15 protein-coding genes and 1 tRNA gene are annotated in these 16,492 nt (G+C 66.6%); 5 read left to right on the forward strand and 11 right to left on the reverse strand.

Annotated features, from left to right (window positions below; all coding sequences use genetic code 11):
* Window positions 1-111: 111 nt before the first annotated feature.
* From HWX03_RS11895 to HWX03_RS11915, 5 genes are all read right to left on the reverse strand, one after another.
* The gene (locus tag HWX03_RS11895; protein WP_175871355.1) at window positions 112-513 is read right to left on the reverse strand and encodes a YXWGXW repeat-containing protein; all 402 of its coding nucleotides are present in this window, start codon (window positions 511-513) and stop codon (window positions 112-114) included.
* 160 nt (window positions 514-673) lie between these two features.
* Window positions 674-928 carry a cell division topological specificity factor MinE gene (gene minE, locus HWX03_RS11900; RefSeq protein WP_006476634.1) on the reverse strand — a complete coding sequence of 85 codons (255 nt, stop codon included), beginning with the start codon at window positions 926-928 and terminating at the stop codon, window positions 674-676.
* 12 nt (window positions 929-940) lie between these two features.
* Entirely contained in the window at window positions 941-1,756 is an 816-nt protein-coding gene (gene minD, locus HWX03_RS11905; RefSeq protein ID WP_175871356.1) for a septum site-determining protein MinD, read from the reverse strand.
* 59 nt (window positions 1,757-1,815) lie between these two features.
* Entirely contained in the window at window positions 1,816-2,601 is a 786-nt protein-coding gene (gene minC, locus HWX03_RS11910) for a septum site-determining protein MinC (RefSeq protein WP_175871357.1), read from the reverse strand.
* A 170-nt stretch (window positions 2,602-2,771) separates the two neighbouring features.
* Window positions 2,772-3,434 (reverse strand): GNAT family N-acetyltransferase, encoded by a 663-nt coding sequence (locus tag HWX03_RS11915; protein ID WP_244132629.1) that lies wholly within the window; start codon window positions 3,432-3,434, stop codon window positions 2,772-2,774.
* Window positions 3,435-3,952: 518 nt separating this feature from the next.
* Between HWX03_RS11915 and HWX03_RS11920 the strand changes: the two genes are divergently transcribed.
* Window positions 3,953-5,113: an alkane 1-monooxygenase gene (locus tag HWX03_RS11920; RefSeq protein ID WP_175871358.1), complete on the forward strand. Its 1,161-nt coding sequence runs from the start codon at window positions 3,953-3,955 to the stop codon at window positions 5,111-5,113.
* 66 nt (window positions 5,114-5,179) lie between these two features.
* Here HWX03_RS11920 and HWX03_RS11925 read toward each other — a convergent pair whose 3' ends face one another.
* The 3 genes from HWX03_RS11925 to serS form a co-directional block, all read right to left on the reverse strand.
* Window positions 5,180-6,715, reverse strand: coding sequence for a methyl-accepting chemotaxis protein (locus HWX03_RS11925; RefSeq protein WP_175871359.1), 1,536 nt, complete (start codon window positions 6,713-6,715; stop codon window positions 5,180-5,182).
* Window positions 6,716-6,985: 270 nt separating this feature from the next.
* Window positions 6,986-7,076, reverse strand: a tRNA-Ser gene (locus HWX03_RS11930).
* Window positions 7,077-7,193: 117 nt separating this feature from the next.
* Window positions 7,194-8,495 (reverse strand): serine--tRNA ligase, encoded by a 1,302-nt coding sequence (serS, locus tag HWX03_RS11935; protein ID WP_175871360.1) that lies wholly within the window; start codon window positions 8,493-8,495, stop codon window positions 7,194-7,196.
* Window positions 8,496-8,741: 246 nt separating this feature from the next.
* Between serS and HWX03_RS11940 the strand changes: the two genes are divergently transcribed.
* On the forward strand, window positions 8,742-9,011 hold the full coding sequence (locus HWX03_RS11940) for a DUF2164 domain-containing protein (RefSeq protein WP_175871361.1): 270 nt from the start codon (window positions 8,742-8,744) through the stop codon (window positions 9,009-9,011).
* Window positions 9,012-9,054: 43 nt separating this feature from the next.
* Here the strand turns inward: HWX03_RS11940 and HWX03_RS11945 are convergent, their stop codons facing one another.
* The 3 genes from HWX03_RS11945 to HWX03_RS11955 all read right to left on the reverse strand — a co-directional run bounded on the left by HWX03_RS11945 (window position 9,055) and on the right by HWX03_RS11955 (window position 13,606).
* Window positions 9,055-10,365, reverse strand: a complete 1,311-nt coding sequence (locus HWX03_RS11945; protein ID WP_175820346.1) for a replication-associated recombination protein A — start codon at window positions 10,363-10,365, stop codon at window positions 9,055-9,057.
* A 195-nt stretch (window positions 10,366-10,560) separates the two neighbouring features.
* Window positions 10,561-11,250, reverse strand: a complete 690-nt coding sequence (lolA, locus tag HWX03_RS11950) for an outer membrane lipoprotein chaperone LolA (protein ID WP_175871362.1) — start codon at window positions 11,248-11,250, stop codon at window positions 10,561-10,563.
* Between the two features lie 46 nt (window positions 11,251-11,296).
* Window positions 11,297-13,606 carry a DNA translocase FtsK gene (locus HWX03_RS11955; protein ID WP_175820347.1) on the reverse strand — a complete coding sequence of 770 codons (2,310 nt, stop codon included), beginning with the start codon at window positions 13,604-13,606 and terminating at the stop codon, window positions 11,297-11,299.
* Window positions 13,607-13,992: 386 nt separating this feature from the next.
* On the opposite strand from HWX03_RS11955, the gene trxB reads away from it, so the two are divergent.
* From trxB to HWX03_RS11970, 3 genes are all read left to right on the forward strand, one after another.
* Window positions 13,993-14,955, forward strand: a complete 963-nt coding sequence (trxB, locus tag HWX03_RS11960) for a thioredoxin-disulfide reductase (protein ID WP_175820348.1) — start codon at window positions 13,993-13,995, stop codon at window positions 14,953-14,955.
* A 136-nt stretch (window positions 14,956-15,091) separates the two neighbouring features.
* Window positions 15,092-15,871, forward strand: a complete 780-nt coding sequence (locus HWX03_RS11965; RefSeq protein WP_175871363.1) for a Smr/MutS family protein — start codon at window positions 15,092-15,094, stop codon at window positions 15,869-15,871.
* Window positions 15,858-16,481, forward strand: coding sequence for a trimeric intracellular cation channel family protein (locus HWX03_RS11970; RefSeq protein WP_069621128.1), 624 nt, complete (start codon window positions 15,858-15,860; stop codon window positions 16,479-16,481). Before HWX03_RS11965 ends, HWX03_RS11970 begins: the two co-directional genes overlap by 14 nt.
* The last annotated feature ends 11 nt before the right edge of the window (window positions 16,482-16,492 follow it).

The following is a 16,492-nucleotide window of genomic DNA, read 5'->3' on the forward strand; positions in this document are numbered from 1 at the left end:
GACGGGCGCCGGCCGGTAGTAGACCGGCCGCGCCGGCACGACGATGCACCCGGCCAGCGTGATCGCGACGAGCACGATGGCGATTGCGGTTCTTTTCATCGCGCGCCTCCATCAAGCCCAGTGGCCACGCGTCCAGAACCAGTTCGGACCGCGCTGGTCCCAATGCCCCGGCACCCATTGCATGCCGACGCGCTCGGTTTCCCAGTGGCCGCCGATCCACACGTAGCGGCCATGATCCCAGTGCCAGTGCCCGCGCTCCCACACGTAGCCCACGCGCGCGGCCGGTACGACCTCGTAGCGCACGGGCGGCGGCGCATTCGGCGCGACGACGACGATTTCCCCGGTGCGCACGGCGACCGGCTCCGCGATGACCATGCGTCCCTGCGGCGCGAGCACGGGCGTGCCGACGAGAATCTCGTCCGCGTGCGCGGCAAACGGCGCGACGACGGCTGACAGGCCCGCGGCAAACAGCGCGAGCGAAACGATACGACGTGAAACGGTAGAAACGGCCATCACAACCTCCTGGTTGAACAAGTCACGCGAGCGTATTCGTTCAATGCGGGAGGGTCGATTACGGCCGACAGGCACCGTGTTACGGCGTGCCCGAAAGTGCAACAGGGCGTAAGACGCGCACGGCGGCGGGTGCCGCCGTGCGGAGGGACACGCGCAAGCGTCAGGCTTGCGGGATCTCGATCTTCACTTCGAGGACTTCGAGATCGTCCTGGCGCTCGAGGCTCACGCGGATGTCATCGTCCGAAATATGGACGTACTTCGAGATGACCGCGACGAGCTCTTTCTGCAGCGCCGGCAGGTAATCGGCCGGCGGCCGGCCGCCGACCCGCTCGTGCGCGATGATGAGCTGCAGGCGCTCCTTCGCGACCGATGCGGACTTCTTCTTCTCGCCGAGGAGAAACGAAAGGATGGACATGGGCGGCCTCCGTTACTTGCTGCCGAAGAGGCGCTGCAGCAGGCCCGGCTTCTGGTAATCGGTGAAGCGCAGCGGCTTGTCCTCGCCGAGAAAGCGCGAGACGACGTCCTTGTACGCTTCCGCGACGTCCGTGCCGTCGATATGCACGGCCGGCAGACCCTGGTTCGATGCGTGCAGCACGGCTTCGGACTCGGGCACCACGCCGATCAGCTTGATGCGCAGGATCTCGCTGATGTCCTCGAGCGACAGCATCTCGCCTTCGCTCACGCGCTTCGGGCTGTAACGCGTGATCAGCAGGTGTTCCTTGATCGGCTCCTTGCCTTCGGTCGCGCGCTTCGTCTTCGACGACAGGATGCCGAGAATGCGGTCCGAGTCGCGCACCGACGACACTTCCGGGTTCGTCACGATCAGCGCTTCATCCGCGAAGTACATCGCGTGCAGCGCGCCGGCTTCGATACCGGCCGGCGAATCACAGACGATGAAGTCGAAGTCCATCGCGACGAGGTCGTTCAGCACCTTCTCGACGCCGTCGCGCGTCAGCGCATCCTTGTCGCGCGTCTGCGACGCCGGCAGGATGAACAGGTTCTCGCACTTCTTGTCCTTGATCAGCGCCTGGTTCAGGTTCGCTTCGCCCTGGATCACGTTCACGAGGTCATACACGACGCGACGCTCGCAGCCCATGATGAGATCGAGGTTGCGCAGGCCGACGTCGAAGTCGATCACGGCCGTCTTGTGGCCGCGCAGCGCGAGGCCCGACGCGAAGCTCGCGCTCGTCGTCGTCTTGCCCACGCCGCCCTTGCCCGAGGTCACCACGATGATTTTTGCCATTTACCCAATACCCTGTGTTCGTCAATGAGAGCCGATCGATCCGGAGCGCACCGCGTGAATCACGTCAGGCGCAGCGGTTCGATCATCAGTTTTTCCTCTTCGAGCCGGATCTGCACCGATTTGCCCAGTACGTCGGCGGGCAGCGGGTTCTCGGTGGTTCGATAGATACCCGCGATCGAAATCAGTTCCGGTTCGAGACACGTGCAGAAAATGCGCGCGTCGTGATTGCCGTGCACGCCCGCGAGTGCGCGGCCGCGCAACGGCGCGTAGATGTGGATATTGCCTTCCGCGATGATTTCCGCGCCGTGACTGACCGGCGCGAGCACCACGAGGTCTCCTTTCGCGTAAATCTGCTGCCCCGAACGCAACGGCCGGTCGATCACCAGCGTCTGGCCGCCGGCCTGCAAGAGCGTCGGCGCGGGCTCCGACGACTGTTCGGGCACCGCTGCGGCTGCCGCAGCGGCGGCGGTCTCGACGGCTGGCACGACCGGCGGTTCCGCTTCGTCGGCAGGTTTCGCGGCCGGCGCGCGGCGATCGCGCGCCTCCAGCAACGGCAGGCCGGCTTCCCCCGCCCAGCCCTGCGTTGCCAGTGCGACGACGCCCACCGGACGCATCCGCACGTCGTTCAGCATCTGCCGGATATCCGCGAGCGCGACGCGTTCGCCGTCAGCCAGGCGGCGGACGTCGATCGCGACGACATCGTCGGCGAAAAATTCGGGGGTCGCTTCGAAGCGCTTGACCAGTTCGGTACGCAACGCGTCGAGATCGGTCGTCTTCACGGTGAACAGCAACGTATCGACCGATCCGCTGCGCAGCTCGAAGAATGGCGATTTTTTAAGCGACATGGACACTCTGCAAAAATTTTTTGCGTATTTTACAGGCGTCCACGCGTGCGGCCATTATTTTTGGGACGCGGGGTCGCGGCGGCCCAGGCGGACGCGCAACCGGCAGGCGGGCAGGCCAGCGGGCGATCGGGCTTTCATCGCGCCGCGCGGCTGGCTGTTTTGTGGTCGGGTCAGTGCTTCACCTGCGACACGAACAGCGATTTCATCGCGCCGGGCATCCGTGCGATCGGCGCATGTTCGCCGGTGTTGCCGAAACCGGCACGCTCGTAGAAGCGGATCGCGTTGCGGTTCGCATCGGCGATCCACGCGTAGACGTCGGTGGCGCCGCGCTCGGCGAGCCATGCGGTGGCCGTCTCCAGCAGCAGCACGCCGCCGCGCAGGTGACGCACCGCATGCGCGACCCACAGTTCGCTGACGAACGCGCGCCGGTCGGGCGTGTTGTCGAAATACGCGCCGATCATGCCGGCCGGGTGGCCTTCGGTGTACAGCAGGAAAGTCGTCGACTCGTCGGACACGGCGCGCTGCGCGGCAATTGCCGACGCCGCGTCCGTATCGACGGTCAGCAATTCGGCCTCCGGCGCCTCGCCGGGTGCGTAGGGCTCACGCAGCGATGCGGCGCGGAGTTCGCGATACACGCCGCCCTGATCGGCAGCGATACGACGAACGGTCAAGGTCGAACTCATGCAGGCACAGCCCCCTTCGGACAGCAAGCTAGTAGCTTCAACCGAAAGCGGGGCATGAGTCAAATCGTAATTTTCAAATGGCAGCGCGAATCGAAAGGCGGCAGATGTCACCAGCGACGACACGCGCCGCCTGGTGTGCAGGTGCAGCATCGGTGCATCGACGCAGGCTGCCGGACGGTGAGCGCGATCGCGTGATCCGGCGCTTCGCGTCGTTCTCCTTGCGATGCGCGGCCGTCCGGTTTTTGAGCCGCGTTACAGTGCGTCGTCGTAGCCGTAATGCTACGTAATATTAGTAAACGAAAAGTGCGCGGCGCCCACCCTTCCCCGGCTTCTTTATTGCGACGCAACATTTGTTGCCGCCCCGTCATACCGGCCCTGTGCCCGCCGCACACCGAGCCATTCATCTGACAAACGCGTCGCCGCGCGGGCCGATCCGCCCTCGTCGGCATGTTTCAATCAGCGCGTGTCGCCCCCTCCCCGACGCACGTTGCGCGCACCCCATCGTTTGGAGCGTCGCGCCTAGCGCCGGAGTTTGGCAAGCGCGCGCACCGGTCGTATAACAGGCAGAACCGGGCAGCGAGCCGGCGCCACCGCGCACGTCGCGGACCACGAGGATTCGAACAATCTTGCATGCGGCCGCCCGCGGGCCGGCCGACTGGAGGGAGACAATGGCAATGACCGACAGATCGGCTTCGGGCTGGTCGGATGGCAAGCGTTACCTGTGGCTGCTCGGCGCGCTGACGATCACGCTACCGATCCTCGCCGCGCAGCTCGCGCTGTCGACGGGCCTTCATGTGTTCTGGTGGTTCGGCCCGCTGTTCGCGTTCGGCGTGATCCCGATCCTCGACACGCTGATCGGCGACGATCGCGACAATCCGCCCGAAGCCGTCGTGCCGCATCTCGAACGCGAACGCTATTACCGGTACATCGTCTATCTCGCGACTGTCGTCGAATACGTCGCGTTCTTCATGTGCGTGTGGATCGTCGGCGCGCATGCGCTCGCGTGGTACGACTACGTCGGCTTCGCGCTGTCGCTCGGCGCCGCGACGGGCATCTCGATCAATACCGCGCACGAACTGGGGCACAAGACCGACCGCTTCGAACGCTGGCTCGCGAAGATCACGCTCGCGCCGGTCGCGTACGGCCACTTCTACGTCGAGCACAATCGCGGCCATCACGTGCGCGTCGCGACGGCCGAGGATCCGGCGAGCGCGCGCTACGGCGAGTCGTTCTGGGCGTTCCTGCCGCGCACGGTGACCGGCGGCATCCGCTCGGCGTGGCGGCTCGAAAAGGCTCGCCTCGAGCGGCTCGGGCATTCGCCGTGGACCTGGCGCAACGAAGTGCTGCACGCATGGGCGATGACCGCCGTCGTGTGGGGCATCGCGATCGCGATGGCCGGCAAGGTCGTGATCCCGTTCCTCGTGATCCAGGCCGTCTACGGCGCGTCGCTGCTCGAAGTCGTGAACTACGTCGAGCACTACGGGCTCGGCCGTCGCAAGCTGCCGAGCGGCCGCTACGAACGCTGCACGCCGCAGCATTCGTGGAACAGCAATCACGTCGTCACGAACCTGTTCCTGTACCAGTTGCAGCGACACGCCGACCATCACGCGAATCCGACGCGCTCGTACCAGGCGCTGCGCCACTTCGACGATGCGCCTCAATTGCCGGCCGGCTATGCGACGATGATCCTGTTCGCGTACGTCCCGCCGCTCTGGTATCGCGTGATGAACCCGCGTGTCGTCGCGCACTATCGCGGCGACATGGCGCAATCGAACATCAAGCCGTCGATCCGCGACAGGGTGCTGGCGCAGTATCCGGCGGCGGCGTGATGCTCGATGAGGGCCGGCGAAAGCCGGCGCGCATCGCTCGCCGCGGCCGGCGCAACAGCCCTGCCGTCACGCCATTTCAGGCAGCCTGAACACGGCCACCGCATGCCGCAGTGCGCTCGCCTGCTCGGCCAGTGCGTGGGTCGCGGCCGCGGCCTGCTCGACGAGCGCCGCATTGCGCTGGGTCGCCTCGTCCATCTGCGTCACCGCGACGTTCACCTGATCGATGCCGCCGCTCTGCTCCTGCGACGCGGACGAGATTTCCCCGACGATCGTCGTGACGCGCTGCACCGCGTCCACGATCTCGTGAATCGATTCTCCCGCACGGCCGATCAGCACGGCGCCCTCGTCGACCCGCTGGGTCGATTGTTCGATGAGCCCCTTGATCTCCTTCGCGGCCGACGCGCTACGCTGCGCGAGCGTGCGCACCTCCGCCGCGACGACAGCGAAGCCGCGCCCCTGCTCCCCTGCGCGCGCGGCTTCGACCGCTGCGTTCAGTGCAAGGATGTTGGTCTGGAATGCGATACCGTCGATCACCGCGATGATTTCGCCGACTTTCGTCGCGCTATCGGCAATGCCGTTCATCGTGTGGACGGCGTCCGTCATCACGCCGCCGCCGGACGACGCGATGTTCGATGCATCGCGCGCCAGTTGCGCCGCATGTTGCGCGTGCTCGGCCGACTGGCGCACGATGCCGGTCAACTGCGCCATGCTGGCGGCTGTCTCCTCGAGCGACGCGGCCTGCGATTCGGTCCGCGACGACAGATCGTGATTGCCGGAGGCGATCTGCGCGCTCGCGGTTGCGACGGCCTCGGCATGCGTACGCACCTCGAGCACGACGCGAGACAGACTCGTCTGCATCGTCTGCAATGCCCGCAGCAGATGGGCGATCTCGTCTCGGCCGCTTGCGTCGACGTCGCGTGTCAGGTCGCCGGCGGCGACGGCCTGCGCACACGCCACTGCGCGATCGAGCGGACGCAAGATCGCGCGACTGAACAGGAACGCGCCGACCATCGCGACGCCGAGCACAACCAGCATCAGGGCGAGGCTCACGGTGGTCGCCCGCTGTGCGTCGCGGCTGGCCTTCGCCGACACGGCGGCACTCTCGGCGGCGATCGTCTGGGCCGCCCGCTCCAGCAGCGCGGCAGGCTCACGGTCGACGCCCGCGACGGCGGCGTCGCCGGCCGACGGCTCGAAACCGGCGGCCTTGAACGCGTCGAGGCCGCGCCGGTAGCCGTCGCCCATCATCGCGTGCGCGCGCACGAACTGCTCGACGAGCGAGCGGCTCTCGCCGGCCGGCAGCCGATGGACGAGCTGCGCGGCGAGCGAATCGACCGTGCGCTCGCGCGTCTGGAATGCCTGCCAGTATCGATCGAGCTTCTCGGGTTGTTTGCCGCGCAACAGCGTGTCCTTCCATTCCTGCACCTGCAGCTTGAACTGCACGAGCGAGGCCGACACGAGCCGTTCGTTGCCGACGTTCGTCTGCACGTCTTCGGCAAACGTATCGATCGACCGGTTGAGGATGTGGATGCCGTATAGCGCGCCGCAGAACATCAGTGACAGCGCGACGGCAAATGCGAGAGGAATCTTGTAGCTCAGCTTCATGGAACCTTGAATCGACGTGGAACGATGGCGTGTGGCATGAGTGCCGGCCGCCGCACCGTGTTAACGGCGCGGACATCGAAGGCTTAAAGCTGAGGAAAGCGAAGGCTCGTGTACCGTGCGGGCCGGTCAGGTCGAATGCCGCGCGTGTGGCGCGATTGTTCCGCAGTATGCAGGGCCGCCATCCAGCGGCGCACGACGACCGACACATTGTCGCCGGCGACCCAAAACGAAAAACCCCTTGATCCTTCCGGATCAAGGGGCTTCGTATTTTGGCGGAGAGGGTGGGATTCGAACCCACGGTACGGGGAAACCGTACGCCTGATTTCGAGTCAGGTACATTCGACCACTCTGCCACCTCTCCTTCCTTACTGCATTTCGCGGTGGTCGTTTCCGCGAAAGAAAAGATTATAAGACGATCTTTTCCTGGCTGACAAGCCCCTTCGGCAAATTTTTTTGCGAGGGCTTCGGAAGGCCCGCGTTACGACGCCTGTGCCGGCGCGGCGATGCGCTCCATGCCGCCCATGTACGGACGCAGCACTTCAGGCACCGTGACCGAGCCGTCCGCGTTCTGGTAGTTTTCCAGCACCGCGACGAGCGTGCGGCCGACCGCCAGGCCCGAACCGTTCAGCGTATGCACGAGCTCCGGCTTGCCCTGCGCGTTGCGGAACCGCGCCTGCATCCGGCGCGCCTGGAACGCCTCGGTGTTCGAGCAGCTCGAGATCTCGCGATAGGTGTTCTGCGCGGGCAGCCACACCTCGAGGTCGAACGTCTTCGCGGCCGAGAAGCCCATGTCGCCCGTGCACAGCGTGATCACGCGGTACGGCAGGCCGAGCTTCTGCAGGATCGCTTCCGCGTGGCCGACCATCTCGTCGAGCGCCGCGTACGATGTTTCCGGCGCGACGACCTGCACCATCTCGACCTTGTCGAACTGGTGCTGACGGATCATCCCGCGCGTGTCGCGGCCGTACGAACCGGCTTCCGAGCGGAAGCACGGGGAATGCGCGGTGAGCTTGATCGGCAGCGCGGATGCGTCGACGATCGACTCGCGCACGGTGTTCGTCAGCGAAATCTCGGACGTGGAGATCAGGTATTGCGTGACCGTGTTTTCCGCGCCGCCCTTCTCGACGCGGAACATGTCGTCCGCGAACTTCGGCAGCTGGCCCGTACCGTACAGGATCTCGGGATTCACGATGTACGGCGTATACGTTTCGGTATAGCCGTGCTGCTGCGTATGCGTGTCGATCATGAACTGCGCGAGCGCGCGGTGCAGGCGCGCGATCGGGCCGCGCAGCATCGTGAAGCGCGCACCCGCGAGCTTCGCGCCCGTCTCGAAATCGAGGCCGAGCGGCGTGCCGACGTCGACGTGATCCTTCACCTCGAAGTCGAACTGGCGCGGCGTGCCCCAGCGGCGCGCCTCGACGTTGTCGGCCTCGTCCTTGCCGACCGGCACGCTTTCGTGCGCGACGTTCGGCATGCCCAGCATCAGATCCGACAGGCGCGCCTGAATGTCGGCGAGCTTCGCTTCTCCCGCCTTCATCTCGTCGCCGATCCCGCCGACCTCGGCCATCACGGCCGACGTGTCCTCGCCCTTCCCCTTCATCGCGCCGATCTGCTTCGACAGGCTGTTGCGGCGCGCCTGGAGCTCTTCGGTGTGGGTCTGGATCGCGCGGCGTTCCGCTTCGAGTGCGGAGAAAGCGGCGACGTCGAGGGTGTAGCCGCGATCGGCGAGGCGCTTGGCGACGCCGTCGAGGTCTTTGCGCAGCAACTGGATGTCGAGCATGGGAGGACTTGGAAAAATCGTTGTGTAAGACGGGAATTCTAACGCACCCCGCGGCCGCCACGGCACCGGCCGGATGGACAATGCCGCAAATGGGCGGTCATGGCAGTATCGCATTGGCGGTCCGCCGCATCGGTGGCCGGCGAATGGCCGCGCGCATCGCCATGACGGATCGCAACACGCCCGCGGCCGGCGGCAACCGAATCGAGCGGAGCGCCGGCTCCGCGTCACAGCCCCCCAAGGAATCCGATGACCATCGAACTCGACAAGGATCTACGCGACCGCGCGATCGCGTCGCTGCAACGCTATTTCACAGAAAACATGGACGAGCCGATCGGCAACATCCAGGCCGGTGCGCTGCTGCATTTCTTCATTCAGGAAATCGCGCCGGCGATCTACAACCTCGCGATCGCCGACGCGCAGGAACGCTTGCATGCGCGGGTCGCCGAACTCGACATCGAATGCCACGAAGAGCCATTCGATTACTGGAAGAAACAGCAGCCGGGCCGCAAGCGCTGACGCGTCCGCGGCGGCGCAGGCCGGCGCGGCCCGCGCAGCACCGTCAGTCCTTCTTGCCGGCCTCCCGGTCTAGCTCGCGCAGCCATGCGAGCTTGTCGGCGATCTTCGATTCGAGCCCGCGCGGCACCGGCTGGTACCAGCGCGGCTCGCGCATCCCGTCCGGCAGGTACGTCTCGCCGGCCGCGTATGCGTTCGGCTCGTCGTGCGCGTAACGATAAGCGTGGCCGTAACCGAGCTCCTTCATCAGCTTGGTCGGCGCGTTGCGCAGGTGCACGGGCACCTCGCGCGACTTGTCCTGCTTCACGAACGCCATCGCCTGGTTGAACGCGTTGTAGCCGGCGTTGCTCTTCGCCGCGCACGCGAGATAGATCACGGCCTGCCCGAGCGCGAGTTCGCCTTCCGGCGAGCCGAGCCGTTCGTAGGTCTCGGCCGCGTCGTTCGCCACCTGCAACGCGCGCGGATCGGCCAGGCCGATGTCTTCCCACGCCATCCGCACGATGCGCCGCGCGAGATATTTCGGATCCGCGCCGCCGTCGATCATCCGGCAGAACCAGTACAACGCGCCGTCCGGGCTCGAGCCGCGCACCGACTTGTGCAGCGCCGAAATCTGGTCGTAGAAGTTGTCGCCGCCCTTGTCGAAGCGCCGCGCGTTCAGTGTCATCGCGTTGCTGACGAAATCGGCATCGATCGTCGTGACCCCGGCCGACGTCGCCGCCGTCTGCGCCTGTTCGAGCAGGTTCAGGAAGCGGCGCGCGTCGCCGTCCGCGTAGCCGACCAGCGTATCGATCGCCTTGTCGTCGAACGCGAGGCCGTCGAGCGCGATTTCCTGCGCACGCTTGAGCAGCTGGCGCATCTCGTCGTCGCTCAGCGACTTCAGCACGTACACCTGCGCACGCGACAGCAACGCCGAATTGACCTCGAAACTCGGGTTTTCGGTCGTCGCGCCGATGAAGGTCACGAGGCCCGACTCGACGAACGGCAGCAGTGCGTCCTGCTGTCCCTTGTTGAAGCGGTGGATCTCGTCGACGAACAGGATCGTGTGGCGGCCGGTGCGATTCAGCGTGTCCTTCGCCTGCTCCATCGACTCGCGGATGTCCTTCACGCCGCCGAGCACCGCGGACAGCGCGATGAACTCGCAGTCGAACGCGAGCGCGGTGAGCCGCGCGAGCGTCGTCTTGCCGACGCCGGGCGGCCCCCACAGAATCATCGAATGCGGCTTGCCCGATTCGAACGCGAGCCGCAGCGGCTTGCCTTCGCCCAGCAAATGCGTCTGGCCGATCACCTCGGCGAGCGTTTTCGGCCGCAGCGCCTCGGCGAGCGGGCGGCGCGGCTCGACTTGAAACAGGTCGGACATGAACCCTCGCTCCACATCAAACGGTCGCGGCCAAACCGGCCGCCGGACCCGACATTATGACAGCCGCGCGACGGCGCCGCCGGGGCACGGTGTGCAGTGCCGGCGCCCGGTGCACGCGCCTGTTACACGCGTCCCAAAACAACACGGGCCTGCCGTCGCCGGCAGGCCCGTGTCGGGAAAACGGCGCAACGAAGGTCAGCCGTTGATCACGTCCGCGCCCTTCGGCACGACGAACTTGAACGTATCGCCCTTCAGCGACGGGTTCGTCTGGATGTTCGTGAAGGTCAGCAGCGTCACGTTGCCGAACACGTCGTGCAGCTCCATCGCGGCGAGCGTGCCGTTCCGGAAGCCGATGCCGATCCGCTGGAACTGCGTGTCCTGCGCCTTCGGCAGCATCTCGAGCCATTCGATGCCGCCCTTCTCGCCGGCATCGCGCAGCGTGTAGTTCTTGTCGAGATCGTTGCTGCCGAACAGGATCGCCGCGGGGCTCGCGCCCAGCGCGCCGTTCAGCTTGCGCTCGGTGACCTGGTTCAGGTCGCGGTCGTACACGTAGAGCTTGTCGCCGTCGGCCTGCAGCACCTGCTGGTACGGCTTCTGGTACGTCCAGATGAACTTGCCCGGCCGCGCGAACACGAACGTGCCGCTCGAATTGTCGGTGGGCTTCGGCGCGGCCTGCGCGGCGCTCGCGCCCTTGGCCGGCGCCTTGACGATCTGCTGCGTGAAATCGCCCTTCGCCGAACGCACCTGCGACACGAAGGCCTTCAGTTGCTCGGTGCCGCCCGCGAACGCGTGCGTCGCCGCGAGCATCAGCGATGCGCCGGCGAGCGCCGCGCCGAGCCAGCGCCGCGTCGAACGAAGGGAAGGGACGAACGAAAGTTGCTGCATGATGCGGTTTTCTCCCTGGGTGGCCGGCGCTGCGGGCGCCGCGGACTCATTCCGCGTCGCGCGCCGGCACAAGAATTTCGCGGTTGCCGCTCGACGACATCGCCGACACGAGCCCCGACTGCTCCATCTGCTCGAGCAGCCGCGCCGCGCGGTTGTAGCCAATCCGCAGGTGGCGCTGCACGAGCGAGATCGACGCGCGGCGGTTCTTGACGACGATCTCGACCGCCTGGTCGTACAGCGGATCAGACTCGCCGCCGCCTTCGCCGGTTCCCGCGCCGGCCGAGCCCTCGTCGCCGTCGGCGGTGCCGCCTTCGAGCAGCCCTTCGACATAGTTCGGCTCGCCGTGCTCCTTGAGCTTCTCGACGACGCGATGCACTTCGTCGTCGGCGACGAACGCGCCGTGCACGCGCACCGGCAGCCCCGAGCCGGGCGGCAGGTAGAGCATGTCGCCCATCCCGAGCAGCGACTCGGCGCCCATCTGGTCGAGAATCGTGCGCGAGTCGATCTTCGACGACACCTGGAACGCGATCCGCGTCGGCACGTTCGCCTTGATCAGGCCGGTGATCACGTCGACCGACGGACGCTGCGTCGCGAGGATCAGGTGGATGCCGGCCGCACGCGCCTTCTGCGCGATCCGCGCGATCAGCTCCTCGACCTTCTTGCCGACGACCATCATCAGGTCGGCCAGCTCGTCGATCACGACGACGATGTTCGGCAGGCGGCCGAGCGGCTCAGGATCTTCCGGCGTCAGGCTGAACGGGTTCGGGATCTTCTCCTCGCGCTTCGCCGCATCGTCGATCTTGTTGTTGTAGCCCGCGAGGTTGCGCACGCCGAGCTTGCTCATCAGCTTGTAGCGGCGCTCCATCTCCGCGACCGTCCAGTTCAGCGCATGGCCGGCCTGGCGCATGTCGGTGACGACCGGGCACAGCAGGTGCGGAATGCCTTCGTAGACGCTCATTTCGAGCATCTTCGGATCGATCAGGATCAGGCGCACCTGCTCGGCGGTGGCCTTGTACAGCAGCGACAGGATCATCGCGTTGATCCCGACCGACTTGCCCGAACCGGTCGTGCCGGCGACCAGCAGGTGCGGCATCTTCGCGAGATCCGCGCACACCGGCTTGCCGCCGATGTCCTTGCCGAGACTCAGCGTCAGCGCCGACGACGCGGCCGCATAGACTTCCGAGCCGATGATCTCGGACAGATGTACCGTCTGGCGGCGCTGGTTCGGCAGTTCGAGCGCCATGTAGTTCTTGCCGGGAATCGTCTCGACCACGCGGATCGACACGAGCGACAGCGAACGCGCGAGATCCTTCGCGAGGTTGACGATCTGGCTGCCCTTCACGCCGGTGGCCGGCTCGATCTCGTAGCGCGTGACGACCGGCCCCGGATACGCGGCGACGACGCTCGCCTCGACGCCGAAGTCCTTCAGCTTCTTCTCGATCAGGCGCGACGTGAATTCGAGCGTATCGGCGGAAATCGCTTCCTGCGTCTTCGGCGCCGGGTCGAGCAGCGACACCGGCGGCAGCGTCGAATCGCCCGGCAGGTCGGTGAACAGCGGCACCTGGCGCTCGCGCTCGACACGCTCGGACTTCGCGGGCGTGACGACCGGCGGCACGATCGTCACCGGCTCGTGATCCTCGATGCGCACGCGCTCCTCTTCGACCTTGCCTTCGCGGCGCACCGCCGCGGCCTCGCCGAGCTTGCGGTCGCGCTCGGCCTCGCGGCGCAGCTTCGCGACGTTGACGGCGGACAGGATCGCGCCGCCGACGCGCTCGGCGACCGACAGCCACGAGAAACGGAAATACAGCGACAGGCCGATCGCGAGCGCGATCAACAGCAGCAGCGTGCCGCCCGTGAAGCCGAACGCATGCGACATCGCGCCCGCGACGGCCTCGCCGACGACGCCGCCCGGCGCGCGCGGCAACTGCACCTTCAGCGACCACATGCGCAGCGCCTCGATGCCGTCGCACGCGAGCACGACCAGCACGAACGCAAAGATTTCGGTGAGCCAGCCGATCGGCCGCTCCGGTTCGTCCGGAATCGCGTCGTGGCGCGTGATGCGGCGGTAGTTGACGGCGATGCGCCGCCCGAGCGGCACGATCAGCCAGTAGGCCGACAGGCCGAACAGCAGCAGGATGATGTCGGCCGTCCACGCGCCGACGCGGCCGGCCCAGTTCGAGATGTGATCGACCTGGGCGGCGTGCGTCCAGCTCGGATCGCGCCGGCTGTAGCTCAGCAGGGCCATCACCAGAAAGGCGCAGAGCGCGACCTGGAGAATCCAGCGGATCTCCGTGAGGAGCTTCGACATCCGGTGCGGCAACGCCTGTGCCTGGGCGGAATAAGGAGCTTTTGCCATGAATCCGTATAAAGAGGACGGGCCATGCGCCCGCCTGTCGTTCGATCGCGCTCATTGTAAACGCTGCACCGGGCCGCCAAGTGTAAATGACGGTTACATAACGGGGACGGGCTGCCGAACCGGTGCCGCCGGCGGTCGCAAGCCGGCCGGCGGTTCGCGCCTGCGGCGATGCGTCGCCGCCTGGTGCGTGGCCGCCCGGACCGCTGCGCCGTACGGACCGCGCGCCGCGAAACGCTATCGTCGCGATTGAAACTCTCGTTCGGCAGCGCAACAACGGGGCCTTTATAATGCGCGTCTGATACCCATCTATGACGGCATCCCGGTCAACCCGGACCGTCCGGCGAGCCTTATCCCGCCCGCCGCAGCCGCCTTTTACGGATTCGCACATGTCCACGCCCAAACACGCCAAAGTCCTGATTCTCGGTTCCGGCCCCGCCGGCTACACGGCCGCCGTCTACGCGGCCCGCGCCAACCTGTCCCCGGTGCTGATCACCGGCATCGCGCAGGGCGGGCAGCTGATGACCACGACCGACGTCGAAAACTGGCCGGCTGACGCGAAAGGCGTGCAGGGTCCGGAACTGATGGCGCGCTTCCTCGAGCATGCCGAGCGCTTCAACACCGAAATCGTCTTCGACCACATCCACACCGCGAAGCTGCACGAGCAGCCGATCCGCCTGATCGGCGACTCGGGCGAATACACGTGCGACTCGCTGATCATCGCGACCGGCGCGTCCGCGCAGTATCTCGGCCTGGCTTCCGAGGAAGCGTTCATGGGCAAGGGCGTGTCGGCCTGCGCGACCTGCGACGGCTTCTTCTATCGCAACCAGGAAGTCGCGGTGATCGGCGGCGGCAACACGGCCGTCGAGGAAGCGCTCTACCTGACCGGCATCGCGAAGAAGGTCACGGTGATCCATCGCCGCGACAAGTTCCGCGCGGAGCCGATCCTGATCGACCGCCTGCTGGAGAAGCAGAAGGAAGGCGTCGTCGACATCAAGTGGGATCACGTGCTCGACGAAGTGACGGGCGAGGATTCGGGCGTCACGGGCCTGCGCATCAAGAACGTGAAGACCGGCTCGACGGAAGACCTGCACGTGCAGGGCGTGTTCGTCGCGATCGGCCACAAGCCGAACACCGACCTGTTCCAGGGCCAGCTGGAGATGAAGGACGGCTACATCCTGACGAAGAGCGGCCTGCACGGCAACGCGACGTCGACGAGCGTGCCGGGCGTGTTCGCCGCAGGCGACGTGCAGGACAACGTGTACCGCCAGGCGATCACCAGCGCCGGCACGGGCTGCATGGCCGCGCTCGACGCGCAGCGCTACCTCGAAACCCTGCACGACAAGAAGTAAGCCGGGAGCCTTGCCGCGGCGGGCGCTACAATGGCGTCCGCTGCCGCGAAGCGGGCTCGACCGGAAAGCCGCTGCCGCCGCGCAGCGGCTTTTTTTGTGCCCGCGCGCCCGAACGCGCCTGCCCTGTTACCGAATCATGGCGAAGAACCAGCCCCATCCGAGCGATCCCGCAAAGCGGAAGATCGCTGCCCGTCCCGTGACCCCGGCGCCCGAGGCGCCGCCGCCCGTGCCCGATGCGGCCGCGTTGCGCGGCCAGGGCCTCGCGGGCCTCGGCGCATTGCGCAAGTCGCTGCAAGGCGAAGCCGATCGTCGCGAACGCACGCGCATCGAAACCGCGAAGGCCGAGCGCAAGGCGGAAGCCGACGCGAATCTGTTCCGCAACGAAATCGGCACGATCCGGCCGCTGAACGCGCCGCCGCGCGCGTCGTCGGGCCGCATGCCGCCCGACCCGGTGCCGAAACAGACGCAGCGCGACGAGGAAGCCGTGCTGAACGCGACGTTGTCCGACGAATTCGATCCCGAGACGCTGCTCGACAGCGACGACTCGCTGTATTACCACCGCCCCGGCATCAGCCGCGACGTCGTGCGCAAGCTGAGGAGCGGGGCGTGGATCGTGCAGGCGCAAATCGATCTGCACGGCATGCGGCGCGACGAAGCGCGCGACGCGCTCGCCGAATTCATCCGCGAAGCCGGCAAGAAAGGGCTGCGCTGCCTGCGCGTGATCCACGGCAAGGGGCTCGGCTCGATCGGCAAGGAACCGGTGCTGAAGGGCAAGGTGCGCGCATGGCTCGTGCAGAAGGAAGAAGTGATCGCATTCTGCGAGGCGCGCGGCCACGACGGCGGCGCTGGCGCGGTGCTGGTGCTGCTGCAGCCGCACCCGGCGCCGGCCGACCGGGGGCCGCGTGCCGCATCCTAGGCTGACGCTCGCGATCGCGGTACTGGAGGCGATCGCCACGCTGGCTTTCGCGATTTCGGGGTTCATCGAGGCGCGCAAGAACCGCCTCGACTCGGTCGGCACGTTCGTCGTCGCGCTCGCGACCGCATTCGGCGGCGGCACGCTGCGCGACATCCTGCTCGAGCGCCGGCCGTTCTACTGGGTCGTGCACGACGACTACGTGATCGCGATCTTCGTGCTCGCGCTGTTCGCGCCGTTCGTGCTGCGGATGCTGTCGCGGCTGTCGGCCGAACGGCTGCTGCTGATCGCCGATGCGATCGGGCTCGGCATCTTCAGCATCTCGGGCACGTCGATCGCGCTCGACGCCGAGATGCCGCGCTTCATCGCGGTGATGATGGGCGTGATTACCGGCGTGGTCGGCGGGATCGTGCGCGACGTGCTGTGCAACGACATCCCGCTGATCCTGCGCGATTCGCGGCCGTACGCGACCTGCGCGTTCGTCGGCTGCTGGTTCTACCTGCTGCTCGTGTGGCTGCAGTTCGACTCGGTGTACAGCGTGCTGCTCGCGACCGGCTTCATCCTCGTCGCCCGGCTCGCGACGTTCAAGTTCGACGTGCGGTTGCCGCATTGACTGCCGCCGCA

The organism is Burkholderia sp. BCC0397 (assembly GCF_902832865.1).
In the GTDB taxonomy this organism is placed as follows: domain Bacteria; phylum Pseudomonadota; class Gammaproteobacteria; order Burkholderiales; family Burkholderiaceae; genus Burkholderia.